The sequence below is a fragment of the Pseudomonas sp. S36 genome (assembly GCF_016647875.1).
GTDB lineage: Bacteria > Pseudomonadota > Gammaproteobacteria > Pseudomonadales > Pseudomonadaceae > Aquipseudomonas > Aquipseudomonas parafulva.
The window spans coordinates 1-15,993 of record NZ_JACVVG010000072.1 but is presented as its reverse complement, the minus strand read 5'-3'; the positions used below and the strand labels follow the sequence as shown (position 1 = coordinate 15,993).

The following is a 15,993-nucleotide window of genomic DNA, read 5'->3' as shown; positions in this document are numbered from 1 at the left end:
GATGGTAGTGTGGGGTTTCCCCATGTGAGAGTAGGTCATCGTCAAGATTCAAACCCCAAAGCCCCTGTCTGCGATGCAGACAGGGGCTTTGTCTTTTCCGGGACTGCTCAGAACTGATAACTGACGGTGGCCGTCACGTTTCGCTCTTCACCCATGTAGCAGTAGTTCTGGCTTGCGCAGGACGTGATATAGCGCCGATTGGTCAGGTTGTTGGCGTGAAACCTCACATCCACGCCCTTCAGCCCGACTTTGCCGAGGTCATAACCCAGCGAAGCATCCACCAGCGTGTAGGACGGCACTTTCATGCTGTTTTCCGCATCGACCCAGCTGTATCCCACGTAACGTACACCCCCGCCCAGCCTCACACCCTCAAGCACACCTTGGCGCATGTTGTAGTCAGCCCACAGCGACACCATCTGCCTGGGCGCCTGGGTGGGTGAGTTACCTTTGTTGTCCAGGTTGCCGTTTACCAGGCTAGGCATCTGCTTGGTGTATTCAATATCAGTGAAAGTGTACCCGCCCAGCAGTTTCAGGCTGTCGGTCACTTGTACATGAGCTTCCAGTTCCAACCCCTGGGAGCGCACCTGGCCAACGGGGCGATAGAAATCCTCATTGGGCTGCTTGGATGCCAGGTTCTCCTGTTCAATATGGAACAACGAGGCCGTGAACAAGTTGTCGCTGCCCGGTGGCTGGTACTTGATACCGGCTTCCCACTGCGTGCCTTCGGTGGGTGCCAGCGGCTTGCCTTGTTGATCGGACACGGTGTTCGGGTTGAATGACTCCGAGTAGCTCAGGTAGGGCGCGATCCCGTTTTCGAACAGGTACAAAACACCTGCACGGGTAGTGAACTTGGTACGCGCATCATTGGCCTTGGTATCCCTGTCGCGATCACGCTCGGATACCTTTACCCAGTCCTGCCGCAGGCCGAGAGAAAACCGCCACTGATCCAGTTCCACCAGGTCCTGCAAATACACACCCGTCTGTTGCAAGCGCCGTTGATAGCGGTTCTCCCCTAGGACCTGCAGGTTGCCATTGCGATACTGGGGGTTACTGGCATCCAGTGGGTCAACCGAGCCATAGCGCCATGCCACATCGGCCTTGCGACGCTGAAAATCGGTACCCAACAGGAAGGTATGCTTGGCGGCCCCGGTGAACACCTCTGCCTGCACCATGTTATCGATGATGTAGGAATGCAGGCGTTCGTCGCCGCCGGTGTAGGCCCTGTTCAGTACAGTGCCCTCGTTGCCTGCCCAACCGGCCGAATACACCTGGTCCATCGAGACATCGGAATCCTGGTAGCGGAAGTTCTGCCGTGCAGTGAATACGTCATTGAACCGATGTTCGAACTGATAACTGAACGACTGCTGTGTGCGTTCGTAGTGATCGATGTTGGGTTCACCCTCGAAGAAGTGGTCCGACAAGCGCAAGCCGTTGCGCTTGTGCAGCATGCCATCTGCCGGGTTGCCGCCGTGGTAGCCCCCGCTGGGGTCATGCTGAAGGTACGCCTGCAGGGTCAGCGAGGTGTCTTCCGTGAAGTCCATGCTCAGCGATGGTGCAAGTGCGTAGCGCTCTTCCTTGTTGTGATCGAACTGAGTGTCTGAACCGTCTGCCAAGCCTGTCAGGCGGTACGCAATGCGCTTGTCGTCATCCACAGGCCCGCTGAAGTCGAACCCCATGCCACGCTGCCCCTGAGTACCCACGGAGGCCTGAACCTGACGGTAGGGGCTGAACAGAGGCTTCTTGGTAGTCAACGCCACCAGGCCACCTGGCGAACTGCGGCCATACAGTACCGATGACGGGCCCTTCAGTATGTCGATGCGCTCAAGAAAATACGGGTCTACCTGCATGGTGCTGTAGGTGCCGTTGTCGCCCATGGACTTCAGGCCGTCTACGTAGATGTTATCCACAGAGCCATCGTTGAAGCCGCGCATGGCCACGTAGTCGTAGCGGTGGGTTGCCCCGTAGGGGTTGGTTAGCACACCGGGTGTGTAGCGCATGGCCTGGGCCACGGTCTGTGCCCCCTGGTCATCCATCTGCTGACGGGTGACCACCGACACTGACTGGGAGGTTTCCACCAGCGGCATGCTGCTCTTGGTGGCAACCTGGCTATGCGTGGCGTTGTACCCCTCCATGCTGCCCAATGCATTACCCAGGGTGAAGCTGCGCACATCGGTATCGGGCAACGCCAGTGCGGCTTCTTGCGGCTGTGCCTGCAAGACGTAATTGCGTGCGTTCTGGCTCAGGGCTACCAGCCCGCTTCCTGCCAGGAGGTGCCGCAAGGCTTGTTCAGTGCCGTACTGGCCTTTAAGGCCGTTGGATTGCAAGCCGCGGGTAAGTTGCGGTGTGCTCGACAGGGTAATGCCAGCCTGCCTGGCGAACTGGTTGAGTGACTCATCGAGTGGGCCGGGTGCGATCGAGTATGTTTGGTTAACGACTGGCGTATCGTCGGCTACGGCCAGCATAGGCGTGGTCGCTACGCCCAGGACGGTGCCGAACAAGGCTGCGCGTATGGCTCTACCCAGTTTTGATTGCAGGACAGGTCGAAAATCATTCGCGTTGCAGAGCGGCGGGTACTTCGTGGCGATAGGCATGTATGAGTCCGTGAATTGAATAGGGCAGAGGGCGCCTCAATGTCCTAGCCGGACCAGAATAAAAAACCCGCCATCTTCCAGAAGCGCTGCCTAACTCAGGCGCTCCACCCGTATCCACAAGCGCGTGAGCTCGCGCAGTTGTACTGGCAGCGTGCGGGGTAACAGCCGCACCAGTTGCTCAGGGTCATCGAGGCGGAAAACACCCGACAAGCGCATGTCTGCAATGTTGTCGCTGCAGGTCAGATAGCCATGGCGGTAGCGGCTGACTTGCGCAAGAAAGTCGGCCAGACGCATGTCCCGAGTCACGATCAATCCCTCGGTCCAGGCCAGTGCATCCATGCTGGCAGGCTGCTCTCGCTGTGCGCCGTCATGCGTTACCCGCCAGGCCTGGCCCGGCTCCAGCCATTGCCAGCCGCCCGTCTCGGCGTGTTGGGCTGCCAGCCGGCCGTGGCTGAAGCTGGCATGGGCGCAGTCACCCTCAAGGCGCAGCGCGACGCGGCTATCGAACGCCTGCAGCAGCGCGTCCTTGGCATATACGCGTACTGGCAACTGTGGGTGCAGGGTTTGCCGACAATCGAGCATCAGCTCGCCGCGCCTCAACTTCACCACCAGTTGCTGGCCATTGAACGCCACATCTACTGCACTGCGGGTGTTGAGCTGCAGGCGTGTACCGTCGGCAAGGGTGATGCGCCTACGCTCGCCCGTTGCGGTCGCGTAGTCCGATGACCATGGGCTGATAAGGTCCAGGTCTTTGGCCAGCCAGCCGGCCGAACCCACCATGGCAAGCCCGCCCAACAGCTTCAAAGCCTGCCGGCGCTGAAGGCGTTTGTGACTGGTTTCCAAGGTGCGCAGTGCTAAACCGGCAGCAGGGACCGCCCGCAGGTCCAGTTCCTGATCGAGATGGACAACCCGTTGCCAGGCCAACTCGTGGCTCGGGCAAGCACTGCGCCATTGCATGCAGCGCTGCTCTAAGGCAGTGTCATTGCCATGCTCGCGCAGCGCGACCCTCCACGTAATGGCTTGCCTCACCGCTTTTGCATCTGGGGGAGGGCAGGTCATTGCACGTCGTAGCGCAACAGGTAGCAGTGATAGAGCGCGTCAGCGATATGACGCTCCACGGTACGCACGGAAAGCCCCATCCGCTGCGCAACCTCCTTGTGCTTGAGGCCCTCGCACTGGGCCAGCAGAAATGCTGTACGGACCTTGGGCTTGAGGCCATCGAGCATGACAGCAATTCGCTCGAGCAGCTCCAGCAGCAATTCCTGGGTTTCGACACTGGGCGAGTGAGCCTGCGGCAGATGTGCCAAAGCCTCCAGATAGGCCTTGTGCAATTCTTCTCGGCGCCAATGGTCGATCACCAGCCCGCGGGCAACAGTGCGCAAGAACGCTCTGGGTTTTTGCAGATGAAGGTGCTCACGTCGCTGCAACAGCCGCACGAAGGTGTCCTGCGCCAGGTCGGCAGCATCAGCCGCGCTCCCCAGGTGATGGCGCAGCCAGCCATACAACCAGCCGTGGTGGTCATGATAGAGGGCTTGGACAGGGTCGTTGCTGGGCATTGTCGGCGGTGCCATAAAGGCTTTAATGATAACGAGTCTCATTGTTCCGCTGGTGGCCGCATTTTGCAACCTTGTCGGCCTATAGGAACACTGCGATCACGCCTGGCGAAGCTTTTGGCTGTCCAGGTATCTGCGAATTGCAATTGCAGCGCCGTTGAGGTGGCGCTCCAGTACTGCAATAGCCTCGTTGACCCGCTTGGCGCTGGCGGCGTCTACCAGTGCCGTGTGGTCGTCCTGCGTCAGTTTGCCCAGGCCCATGGAGGACAGGTGAAACCGCAGAAACCGTTCCTCTTGGTTCAGTTCGTTATCAATCAGGCGCAGCAGCTTCTGGTTCGGTGCGCGGCAATACAGCACCATGTGCAGCAGGCGGTTGAGGCGAGCGATCTCGGCATGCCGGGTTTCGTTCTCCAACTGCTGGATATAGCGGCGTGCATTGGCGATGTCCTGGCCTTCAAGCAGCGGGATGGACTGGCGCAAAGCCTCGCTCTCGAGCAGCACGCGCAAGGTATAGGCGTCTACCGCGTCTTCGCCGATCAGCGGCGCAACTACGGCACCCTTGTGCATCTGCACATTCAACAGCGCCTGCGCTTCCAACTGCCGCAGCGCCTCACGTACCGGCATGCGGCTGACGCCATAGAGGGTTGCAAGCTCCTGCTGCCGGATCGCGGTGCCGGGCGGCAAACGGCCGTCCAGAATGGCACTGCGCAGACGTTCCTCGATTACGCCACGGGCCAGGTGCGGCAACAGCTGTTCGCTGGTCAGCACGTTGCTCAGTTTTATTTTCTCGGCCACAAAACGCCTGCCTTAACGTTCACAAAAAGTTGGATCCAATGAAGCTAGTTACGGCTTGTGGGCATGTCAAACCTGCGGCTATCAGCGCACTGCCCAAAGCGCGGCTATGGTGGAGTAAGTCGCCCTGCAAAGGAAGTAATGCAAATGAAGATGTAGGGCCAGAATGCAGCCTGGCTGACAGGCGGATGGATGATTTCGATGTGCCATTGTCTTTTGTGCTGACAGGCCGCACCATCGCAGCTTTCGACTGGCCGGGACAGGGCTTGGCTGTGGCGATCTCCCCGATGCTCAAAACCGTGCTGCACCGTATCGCCCTGGCTGCGTTGCTGGGCGGCATGCTGCTGGGCGGCCTGCACGCCGATTGGGACTTCGCACAGATCAGCCGCAAGTCCGAGGCCCTTTATGGCCCGCTCGGCGCCGGCAAAGCGCGTATCGATGCCTGGCAGAACCTGATGGCGACCCAGAAACAAGGCAGCGAGCTTGAGCGGCTGCAAGTGGTCAACCGGTTCTTCAACCAGCAACTGCGTTACGTTGAGGACATCGACCTGTGGGGTGAGGTCGATTACTGGGCTACCCCTGTTCAGGCCCTGATCAAGGGTGCCGGGGATTGTGAGGACTACGCAATCGCCAAGTATTTCAGCCTTCGGCGTATGGGCATTCCCAGCGAAAAGCTGCGCATCACCTACGTCAAGGCGCTGCGACAGAACCGCGCGCACATGGTACTGACTTACTATTCGACACCCCAGGCCCAGCCTCTGGTCCTGGACAGCCTCATGGACGCCATCAAGCCGGCTAGCCAGCGCCCAGACCTGTTGCCGGTCTACGCCTTCAATGGTGAAGGCTTGTGGCTCACCGGGGCTGCTGGTAACAAGAAGGTCGGCGATACCAAGCGGTTGTCGCGCTGGCAAGACCTGTTGAAGAAAATGCAGGCCGAAGGCTTCCCGGCCGAACCGGTTTACTGAAGGAGCACAAATGTCACTGTTCAAACAATTGCTGTTGGCTATTTGCCTGTTCCTGGTGGTCGCCTTCAGTGGCAGCTTCATGGTCAGCCTGGAAAGCTCGCGCAGCCAGTACGTCAACCAGCTGCGCTCGCACGCCCAGGATGCGGCGACCGCCCTGGCATTGTCGCTCACGCCCAACATCGACGACCCGGCCATGACCGAGTTGATGGTCAGCTCGATCTTCGACAGCGGCTACTATGCAAGCATCAAGGTCGTCGACCTGGCCTCCAACGCCGTACTGGTGGAGCGTCATGCCGAGCCGGACCCAGGCGGCGTGCCGCGCTGGTTTGTGCACTTGATAGGCCTGGAGGCTGCCGGTGGCGACGCCATCGTCAGCCGTGGCTGGCAACAGGCGGCCCGGGTGGAGGTAATAAGCCACCCGATGTTCGCCATTGCCAAACTCTGGCAAAGCGCCCTGGGCAGCCTGAGCTGGTTGCTGCTGTGCGGGGCTGCCAGTGCCGTGCTTGGCGCACTGCTGCTACGCCGTCAGTTGCGCCCGCTGGACTACATGGTCGAACAATCCCATGCCATTGCCCGCCGTGAATTCCTGAGCCTGCAAGAGCTGCCACGCACACCGGAGCTGCGCCGCGTGGTGCAGGCCATGAACCAGATGGTCGAGAAGCTCAAGGCCCTGTTCACCGAACAGGCCGAGCGCAGTGAGCGGCTGCGTGCCGAGTCCTATCAGGACACCCTCACCGGGCTGTCCAACCGCCGTTACTTCGAGATGCAATTGAACGCCCGGGTCAGCAACCTGGAGGAAGCCCGCGCAGGCTACCTGCTGTTGTTGCGTGTGCAAGGCCTGGCCGGGCTGAACGCGAGGTTGGGCGGGCAACGTACCGACCAGTTGCTGCAGGCTGTGGGCGAGCAGCTGCGGCGCACCTGTGGCAGCTACCCGGAAACCAACGACCTGATCTCCCGCAGCCGCGGGGGTGAGTTCGCGGTATTGGCCCCAGGCATGGTGCATGAGGAGGCCATTCAGCTTGCCCAGGCCTTGGAAGGCACCCTGCAGAGCCTGCACGAAACCGGTGCCAGCGACATCAACCCCGTGGCCTGTATCGGCCTGGCGCCTTACACCCCCGGCGACGCACCGCAGGCGCTGCTCAAGCTCGCCGACGAAGCCTTGGCCCGCGCAGAAAACCAGCCAACCCCTGGCTGGGTGTGCCTGGAGCAAGGGGTGGCTGCTGTTGCCGCAGACAGCCAGCACGACTGGCATGAACGCCTCGACCAGGCGTTCCGCAATGGCCATTTCGACCTGTTCTTCCAGCCTGTGGTGGATTGCGCCACCGCGCAGCGCGTGCTTCATCACAAGGTGATATCGCGCCTGAAAGACCGTGAAGGCGAGGCCCTGCCGGCCGGCCGCTTCCTGCCCTGGCTCGAGCGCTTTGGCTGGATGCCGCGCCTGGACCTGCTGGTGCTGGAAAAAGTACTGGCCCACTTGCGTGGGCATGATCAGGTGCTGGCGCTGAACCTTTCCGCCGCCACCTTGGCCGACCCCAAGGCATTGCAGCGCATTTTTGAATTACTGGGCCACAACGTAGCCCTGGGCCCGCGCCTGGTGTTCGAGATTGGTGAAGAGCAGTTACCCGACCAGCCTGCCCTGGAACAGCTGACGCGGCGCCTGCACGGGCTGGGCTTCGGCCTGGCGCTGCAGCGCTTTGGCGGCCGCTTCAGCATGATCGGCAACCTGTCGCACCTGGGGCTGGCTTACCTGAAGATCGACGGCAGCTACATCCGCAATATCGATGAGGAGCAGCACAAGCGCCTGTTCATCGAAGCCATCCAGCGCGCTGCCCACAGCATCGACTTGCCGCTCATTGCCGAGCGTGTGGAAACCGAAGGCGAGCGCCTCGTGCTATGCGAAATGGGGGTAGGTGGTATCCAGGGGCAACTGGTGGGTGAACCTGCCCCCTGGCGATAAGTACAAGCCATTACGTGCATCAGCGGCCTTGCGCCGCATAAGGGCCGCAATGCGGCCCTTTCACAGCCTGTCAGCGCTCGCGCAGCGCTTCCGAGCGGGCCTTCATGATGGGCTTGAGCAAGTAGCTCATGATGGTTTTCTTGCCGGTCATGATATCCACCGTTGCAATCATACCGGGGATGATCAGCAGCGGTTTCTCGTCGGTGCCAAGGTGGCTGCGATCGGTGCGCAACCTGATCAGGTAGTAGGTGGTCTTCTTGTCTTCATCGGTGATGGTATCGGCGCTGATCTGCTCAAGCTTGGCCTTGAGCCCGCCGTAGATAGTGTAGTCGTATGCGGTGAACTTGACCGTCGCTTCCTGGCCCGGGTGCAGGAAGGCAATGTCCTTGGGTAGGATCTTCGCTTCGATCACCAGCGTGTCGTCCAGCGGCACGACCTCGATGATATCGCTGCCCGGCTGGATCACACCGCCGATAGTGTTCACCAGCAATTGCTTGACGATACCGCGCACCGGCGAGGTGACCATGGTCCGGTGCACCCGGTCATCCAGCGCCTTACTGGTGGCGGTGGCCTTGTTCAGCTCGGTACGCGCTTCGTTAAGCTGGGTAAGCGCCTCGCTGCGGAACTTGCCACGGGTTTCCTCGATCTTGCTTTGTACTTCGCGGATGGCCGCCTCGGCACGGGGTATGGCCAGGGCGGTGGAGTCCAGCTGGCCGCGGTTTTCCACTTCCGCCCGGCGCAGGCGCAGCACCTCTACCTGGGAGATCGCCCCGGTCGCCACCAAGGGCTCCGACATGCTGATTTCCTTGCGCAGCAGCTCAAGGCTGTTGGCGTACTGGGCACGCTTGGAGCTGTACTCGCGCAGCTCTTGCTGGCGCTGCACCAACTGCTGCTGCAGGCCGCCAATTTCGTCCTGCAACTGCTGGCGCCGGCTCTGATACAGCGACTCTTCACTGGCCGCTTGGCTCGGTGCGGCTTTGCGCAGTTCCTCGTCAATCTGCAGTGGCTTGTCGTCCACCTCAGCGCTCAGGCGCTGCACACGCAGGGCCATGGACAGGCGATCGGCCTCGGTTTCGCCCACGTTGGAGGCGAAGCGTGTTTCATCAAGGCGCAGCAAAGGCTGACCAACTTCGACGATCTGGCCCTCCTTGGCAAAAATTTCCGCCACGATGCCGCCTTCCAGGTTCTGGATTTTCTGCACCTTGGAGGAGGGGATCGCCTTGCCCTCGCCGCGGGTTACTTCATCAATAGGCGCCACGCTGGCCCAGATGATCAAGAACACGAAGAACAGGATCACGCCCCATATGGTCAACCTGACGACCCGCGGGGCATCCTCGATGAGGGCCTTGTTGACCTCGGGAAGTGGCTGCCCACCCAGCGAGTCACTGCCCTTGAAGTAACGCCGCATGCCTTCCTTGATTTGCCCGAAATCCAGCTTACGCAACACTGATCTGCCCCTTCTTCAGCGCGTCCATGACCGCGGCTTTCGGGCCGTCGGCAACAATCTGCCCGCGATCGATCACGATCAGCCGATCCACGAGCGAAAGCAGTGATGCACGGTGAGTCACCAGCAGCACCGTCTTGCTTTCCACCACCGCCTGCAGGCGCTGTTTGAGGCGCTCCTCACCGGTGTTGTCCATGGCGCTGGTCGGTTCGTCCAGCAGCAGGATTTGCGGGTTCAACAGCAGCGCACGGCCAAGTGCCACGTTCTGCCGCTGGCCACCGGACAGGTTCTGCCCACGTTCGCCTACCTGCAGCTCATAACCATCCGGGTGCAGCCGCGCGAACTCGTGCACGCCTGCCAGCTCGGCGGCCTGCAGGATCATCTCGTCGTCGATGTAGCGCGCGCCACTCACCAGGTTGTCGCGCAGGGTGCCCGCCAGCAGTTGGATATCCTGCGGCACATAACCAATGTTGTGGCGCAACTCGCTGACGTCGATCTGCCGGATGTCTACACCATCTACCAGCAGCGAGCCGCCATCAGCCTCGTAAAGGCCCACGATCAACTTGGCCAAAGAGCTCTTGCCTGAGCCGCTGCGGCCAATGATGCCGACCTTCTCGCCGGGCCGAATGGTCAGGTTGATGTTCTTCAGCGCCATGTTCTGCTGGTTGGGGTAGGTGAAGTCCACCCCGCGAAACTCGACGCTACCCTGCAGCACTCTGCGGCTGAGGGGCCGCTCTTCGAAGTTGCGCTCCTGTGGCAATTCCATCATGTGGTCGGTAGAAACCATGGTCACCTTGGCCTGCTGGTAACGTGCCAACAGGCCGTTCAGCTGGCCCAGCGGGCCCAGCGCGCGACCGCTGAGCATGTAGCAGGCCACCAGGCCGCCCATGCTCAGGTTGCCGTCGATGATCAGGTAGACGCCCACGCAGATCATCGCCACACCCGCCAGTTGCTGAATCAACAGGGTGATGTTCATAGCCAGGCTCGACAGCACCTTCACGCGCAGCTCCAGGCGGCTGAGGGTACCGAGGGTCTGTTCCCACATGTACTGGCGCTCGCTCTCGGCATTGTTGACCTTCACCGCATCCAGGCCGGCGAGGGTCTCGATCAGGCTTGACTGGCGCTCGGAGGCCAGTGCCATGGTCCGCTCCATGGTCGCCATCAAAGGGCGCTGCAGGGCATAGCCAATACTCAGCGCCAACGGGAAGGCGATGATCGGGATCCACACCAGATGGCCGCCGATGATGGCGATGACGATCAGGATCAGTACCGTGAAGGGCAGGTCGATCAGGCTGGTCAGTGTCAGCGATGCCAGGAAGTCGCGCAGGCCCTGAAACTCGTGGATGTTCTGGGCGAAACTACCGACCCTGGCAGGGCGATACTTCATCGACATGCCGACGATACGCTCGAACAGCGTGGCAGAGATGATCAGGTCGGTCTTCTTGCCGGCCAGGTCCAGGCACAACCCGCGCAGCCCTTTGAGGATCAGGTCGAACACATAAGCGCCCGCGATCCCGATCGCCAGCACCCACAGCGTTGAGGTTGCCTGGTTGGGGACCACCCGGTCATACACGTTCATCACGAACAGCGGAGCGGCCAGGGCAATCAAGTTGATCACCAGGCTGGCGGCGATAGCATCGATATACAGCCATTTGCTGCGCAGCAGGGTGTCACGGAACCAGGACTTCGCACGCGGAATGAGGTTGCCGTGGTTGACGTCAAATTTGTGCTGCGGCTGGGCGAAGAACACCCGGCCACTGTAGTCATCCTGGAGTTTCTCGCGGCTGATGTGTACCTCGCCGCCATCGCTTTCGCTAAGCAGCAGCCGTGCAGTGTCTTCATTTTCCCAGCCAAGCAGAACCGCGCTTCGCCCGCCTTTGAGCAACAGCATGGCCGGCATGGCGATGCTCGGGATCTGCTCCAGCTTGCGCTGCAGCAGGCGCCCTTGCAGCCCAGCCCTGGCGGCCGCACGGGGCAGCAGTTCAGGGCTCAGCCGCTGCGCTGGCAACGGCAGGCCCGTGGTCAACATCACGCGGCTGGCGGGCTTTTGGTGCAACACACACAGGCTCAACAGACTATCCAGCAGGGGATCGTCGTGCTGGCTGCGTGGATCGTGGTTGAGTTCGACTCGACTGACTTCGGATTCCACGCGGCGCTCTCTTCATCCTTGTGGTGGGTAGGGGTGGGCGCGCTGCCTTAATGCTGCAGGCTGGCAACCCTGGCGTTCAGTGGTGTTGCGGCGTATCAGCGCCGGGCGATGTTCATCGCCGTGGCAAAATTTTGGCAATGGTCGCTTTGAATCCATCTTGAGTAAACAGCTGTCTCGTTCACTTAACTACCTGACGTCGGATGGCCCTGAAATGTTTCATTTCTGAAGCACTCGCACGTCGTTCACGGGTGTCAGCATAGCTAGCAAAAGGCCATGGCGACATCGCTTGCGACCAGAATAGCTGATGTCATTTAACAGGCGCTGGTTTGCTGACGCCTTTCGTTAATCGATTAGTCAAAATTCATCTATTAAATGCAGCCTCTGTACCAGCCTGTATTCGATAATCATCACGCGCCTCAACCCCACCTGGACAACCTTATATACGTGATTCCACTCTGCTCGTTTGATTTGCGGCAGCGTGTTTACGTGCCGACAAGTGGCGTTGGGCTGCAGCCCACTGGGTGATGAATCGGCAAGCTTTGTGCTTACCGTGCGTATATTGAGCCGGTGAATAAACGTAAATGACCTTATATTGACGCCTATGGTCTGATGGAACCCGACGGACGGTAAGCCGGTGGCTAATCCTCGGATTTCTAAGCCGCTAAACCCCCGTGTGGTGGGCGATGCAGCCGTTTTTTGTGACCCAAGGCAGTTGCCGTTGAGAAACGCTTGGCTAAGGTAAAATATCAATGTGACATTACCTAACCGATTGTTTAGGATGGCCATAATAAGGTCAATAGTTTGGCAGTTGTGTAATCGCTGGCAGTTATAGACGAAATATTGACGTCAAAATACGTCAAGTGAATATCGACATCATTCCAGATCAGGTGGCCACGATTGCCGCTCTGGCACGGAAGTACCCCTAAAGGGTCACACGGAGAGTCCAATGAGCAGCGTTGTAGCCATCGTCAAAAGTATTGTCGGCCAGGTTATTGCGGTATCCCCAGAAGGCATCCGGCGTGTACTGATCGAGGGGGATCGACTGCTGGCCGGCGAGCAGGTGCTCACTGGCGCTGGTGGTGCAGTAACGCTTGAGCTGGCAGATGGCCGACTGCTCGACCTGGGCCGCGACAGCCAGTGGAGTGCCGACACGCCTGATAGCAGCACCGACCTGGGCCAGGCCGCTGCGCAGGCCGCGCCTTCGGTAGCAGAGTTGCAACAAGCGATCGCTGCGGGTGTCGACCCCACTACCGACCTGGAAGCCACTGCGGCAGGCCCTACGGCAGCCGGTGGCGGTGCAGCGGGCGGTGGCCACAGCTTCGTCATGTTGGAAGAGACGGCAGGCACCGTTGACCCGACTGTTGGCTTCCCCACCGAGGGGCTTGGCTTCGCTGCTGAAGCCAATCGCCAGGATGTCGGTGGCGCGGACACCACTGCCAACAACCGTGCGACCACGCCCGGCACGACCGGGGATGTCGCCACTAACCTGGTGCTGGGCGCCACGCCTTCCATTACTGAAGCAGGCGGGGTGATTGTCTATACCGCCACCGTTGGCCAGGCTCCCAATAGCGACCTGGTGGTCACCCTGTCCAATGGCGCGGTCATCGTCATCCCTGCCGGGCAAACAACCGGCAGTGTCAATGTTGTGATCCCTCCGAATGACACGCCCTATGTCGATGGCGGTCAGATTTCTACGGTTGTCACCGGTACCACCGGCGGTGGCGGGTTGATTGTGACCTTGCCGCAAGACCCTGCGGTAACCCAGGTTACCGATACCATCGACACCACAACCGCGACGCTGACAGCCACCCCGTCGGTGACCGAGGGCGGTGTGATCACTTACACCGTGACGCTGAGCAACCCAGGCCAGACCCCGGTGACCGTCACCTTGTCCAACGGGCAGGTGATTACCGTTGAGGCTGGCAAAACCCAGGCTAGCGTCGATTTCCAGACGCCGCCGAACGATGTTTACAACAACGGTTCGACCGTCAGCGTGAATATTACGGGTGCAACGGGTGGTAACTTCGAGCAACTCACGCCCAATACGAACCCGGCTGTTACCACGATCAACGATTCGATCGATACCACCACCGCGACTCTGACGGCGAACCCGTCGGTGACCGAAGGTGGCGTGATCACTTACACCGTGACGCTGACCAACCCGGCTCAAACGCCGGTCACTGTGACTCTGTCCAATGGTCAGGTCATTACTGTTGAAGCGGGCAAAACTCAGGGCAGCATTGACTTCCAGACGCCGGCGAACGACGTCTACAACAACGGCTCGACCGTTTCCGTCACGATTCAGAACGCTACAGGCGGCAACTTCGAGCAGCTGACTCCTAACCCAACTCCAGCTGTTACGACGATCAATGATTCGATCGACACCACTACCGCGACCCTGACGGCGAATCCGTCGGTCACCGAAGGTGGCGTGATCACTTACACCGTGACGCTGACCAACCCGGCTCAAACGCCGGTCACCGTGACCCTGTCCAACGGCCAGGTCATTACTGTTGAGGCGGGCAAGACCCAGGGCAGCATTGATTTCCAAACCCCAGCGAACGACGTCTACAACAACGGCTCGACCGTTAGCGTCACCATCCAGAGCGCTACTGGCGGTAACTTCGAGCAGCTGACCCCGAACCCGACGCCAGCGGTCACCACGATCAATGATTCGATCGACACCACCACCGCGACTCTGACGGCGAATCCGTCGGTGACCGAAGGCGGTGTCATCACTTACACCGTGACGCTGACCAACCCGGCCCAGACGCCGGTTACCGTGACCCTGTCCAACGGCCAGGTCATTACTGTTGACGCGGGTAAGACTCAGGGCAGCATCGACTTCCAGACGCCGGCCAATGACGTCTACAACAACGGTTCGACCGTTAGCGTCACGATTGAAAATGCCACGGGCGGCAACTTCGAACAGCTGACTCCTAACCCGACGCCAGCGGTTACGACGATCAATGATTCGATCGATACCACAACCGCGACCCTCACGGCGAATCCGTCGGTCACCGAAGGTGGCGTGATCACTTACACCGTGACGCTGACCAACCCGGCTCAAACGCCGGTCACTGTGACCCTGTCCAACGGTCAGGTCATCACTGTTGAGGCGGGCAAGACCCAGGGCAGTATTGATTTCCAAACCCCGGCGAACGATGTGTACAACAACGGTTCGACCGTTAGTGTCACGATCCAGAACGCCACGGGCGGCAACTTCGAGCAACTGACTCCTAACCCGACGCCAGCCGTCACCACGATCAATGATTCGATCGACACCACCACTGCGACACTGACGGCAAATCCGTCGGTTACCGAAGGCGGTGTGATCACCTACACCGTGACGCTCACCAACCCAGCGCAAACGCCGGTCACTGTGACCCTGTCGAACGGCCAGGTCATCACCGTTGAGGCGGGTAAGACCCAGGGCAGCATTGATTTCCAGACCCCGGCGAATGACGTGTACAACAACGGTTCGACCGTTAGCGTCACCATCCAGAACGCCACTGGCGGCAACTTTGAGCAGCTGACCCCGAACCCAGCTCCAGCCGTCACCACCATCAATGATTCGATCGACACCACCACCGCGACTCTGACGGCGAACCCATCGGTCACCGAAGGCGGTGTCATCACCTACACCGTGACGCTGACTAACCCGGCTCAAACGCCGGTAACGGTGACCCTGTCCAACGGTCAGGTCATCACTGTTGAGGCGGGCAAGACCCAGGGCAGTATTGATTTCCAAACCCCGGCGAACGATGTGTACAACAACGGTTCGACCGTTAGTGTCACGATCCAGAACGCCACGGGCGGCAACTTCGAGCAACTGACTCCTAACCCGACGCCAGCCGTCACCACGATCAATGATTCGATCGACACCACCACTGCGACACTGACGGCAAATCCGTCGGTCACTGAAGGTGGCGTCATCACCTACACCGTGACGCTCACCAACCCAGCGCAAACGCCGGTAACCGTGACCCTGTCCAATGGCCAGGTCATCACCGTTGAGGCGGGCAAGACCCAGGGCAGTATTGATTTCCAAACCCCGGCGAATGACGTGTACAACAACGGTTCGACCGTTAGCGTCACGATTGAAAATGCCACGGGCGGCAACTTCGAGCAGTTGACCCCGAACCCAGCTCCAGCCGTCACCACGATCAATGATTCGATCGACACTACCACCGCGACCCTGACGGCGAATCCGTCGGTGACCGAAGGTGGTGTGATCACTTACACCGTGACGCTGACCAACCCGGCTCAGACGCCGGTGACTGTGACCCTGTCGAACGGCCAGGTCATCACAGTTGAAGCGGGTAAAACTCAGGGCAGCATCGACTTCCAGACGCCGGCTAATGACGTCTACAACAACGGCTCAACCGTTAGCGTCACGATCCAAAGCGCTAGTGGCGGCAACTTCGAACAGCTGACTCCTAACCCAACCCCAGCTGTTACCACGATCAATGATTCGATCGACACCACCACCGCGACCTTGACGGCGAACCCGTCGGTCACTGAAGGTGGTGTGATCACTTA

9 protein-coding genes are annotated in these 15,993 nt (G+C 60.0%); 3 read left to right on the top strand and 6 right to left on the bottom strand.

Going from position 1 to position 15,993, the window contains the following annotated elements:
• Positions 1 to 107 precede the first annotated feature (107 nt).
• The 4 genes from IAE36_RS22735 to IAE36_RS22720 all read right to left on the bottom strand — a co-directional run bounded on the left by IAE36_RS22735 (position 108) and on the right by IAE36_RS22720 (position 4,939).
• On the bottom strand, positions 108 to 2,522 hold the full coding sequence (locus tag IAE36_RS22735; protein ID WP_328822876.1) for a TonB-dependent siderophore receptor: 2,415 nt from the start codon (positions 2,520 to 2,522) through the stop codon (positions 108 to 110).
• 159 nt (positions 2,523 to 2,681) lie between these two features.
• Positions 2,682 to 3,650: a FecR domain-containing protein gene (locus IAE36_RS22730; protein WP_201214885.1), complete on the bottom strand. Its 969-nt coding sequence runs from the start codon at positions 3,648 to 3,650 to the stop codon at positions 2,682 to 2,684.
• Positions 3,647 to 4,147, bottom strand: coding sequence for a sigma-70 family RNA polymerase sigma factor (locus IAE36_RS22725; protein ID WP_201214884.1), 501 nt, complete (start codon positions 4,145 to 4,147; stop codon positions 3,647 to 3,649). The genes IAE36_RS22730 and IAE36_RS22725 overlap by 4 nt, the downstream gene beginning before the upstream one ends.
• A 96-nt stretch (positions 4,148 to 4,243) precedes the next feature.
• On the bottom strand, positions 4,244 to 4,939 hold the full coding sequence (locus IAE36_RS22720) for a GntR family transcriptional regulator (RefSeq protein WP_028633707.1): 696 nt from the start codon (positions 4,937 to 4,939) through the stop codon (positions 4,244 to 4,246).
• Positions 4,940 to 5,124: 185 nt separating this feature from the next.
• Here IAE36_RS22720 and lapG point away from each other — a divergent pair, with 185 nt between their 5' ends.
• On the top strand, positions 5,125 to 5,901 hold the full coding sequence (gene lapG / locus IAE36_RS22715) for a cysteine protease LapG (protein WP_236409227.1): 777 nt from the start codon (positions 5,125 to 5,127) through the stop codon (positions 5,899 to 5,901).
• 10 nt (positions 5,902 to 5,911) lie between these two features.
• Positions 5,912 to 7,858 (top strand): cyclic di-GMP receptor LapD, encoded by a 1,947-nt coding sequence (gene lapD, locus IAE36_RS22710; RefSeq protein ID WP_201214883.1) that lies wholly within the window; start codon positions 5,912 to 5,914, stop codon positions 7,856 to 7,858.
• A 70-nt stretch (positions 7,859 to 7,928) separates the two neighbouring features.
• On the opposite strand, the gene IAE36_RS22705 is transcribed toward lapD, so the two are convergent.
• Complete coding sequence (locus IAE36_RS22705) at positions 7,929 to 9,266, bottom strand: HlyD family type I secretion periplasmic adaptor subunit (RefSeq protein WP_174435898.1); 1,338 nt, start codon at positions 9,264 to 9,266, stop codon at positions 7,929 to 7,931.
• A 28-nt stretch (positions 9,267 to 9,294) separates the two neighbouring features.
• Entirely contained in the window at positions 9,295 to 11,451 is a 2,157-nt protein-coding gene (locus IAE36_RS22700; RefSeq protein WP_028633703.1) for a type I secretion system permease/ATPase, read from the bottom strand.
• A gap of 946 nt (positions 11,452 to 12,397) precedes the next feature.
• On the opposite strand from IAE36_RS22700, the gene IAE36_RS22695 reads away from it, so the two are divergent.
• Positions 12,398 to 15,993: retention module-containing protein (locus IAE36_RS22695; RefSeq protein WP_201214882.1), on the top strand; the 3,596-nt coding region annotated here is incomplete at its 3' end.

Excerpts from the sequence above, each read along its gene's own strand:
- IAE36_RS22730 (WP_201214885.1), bottom strand. The coding sequence starts at position 3,650 with ATGACCTGCCCTCCCCCAGATGCAAAAGCGGTGAGGCAAGCCATTACG.
- IAE36_RS22725 (WP_201214884.1), bottom strand. The coding sequence starts at position 4,147 with ATGCCCAGCAACGACCCTGTCCAAGCCCTCTATCATGACCACCACGGC.
- lapG (WP_236409227.1), top strand. The coding sequence starts at position 5,125 with ATGGATGATTTCGATGTGCCATTGTCTTTTGTGCTGACAGGCCGCACC.
- lapD (WP_201214883.1), top strand. The coding sequence starts at position 5,912 with ATGTCACTGTTCAAACAATTGCTGTTGGCTATTTGCCTGTTCCTGGTG.
- IAE36_RS22705 (WP_174435898.1), bottom strand. The coding sequence starts at position 9,266 with ATGCGGCGTTACTTCAAGGGCAGTGACTCGCTGGGTGGGCAGCCACTT.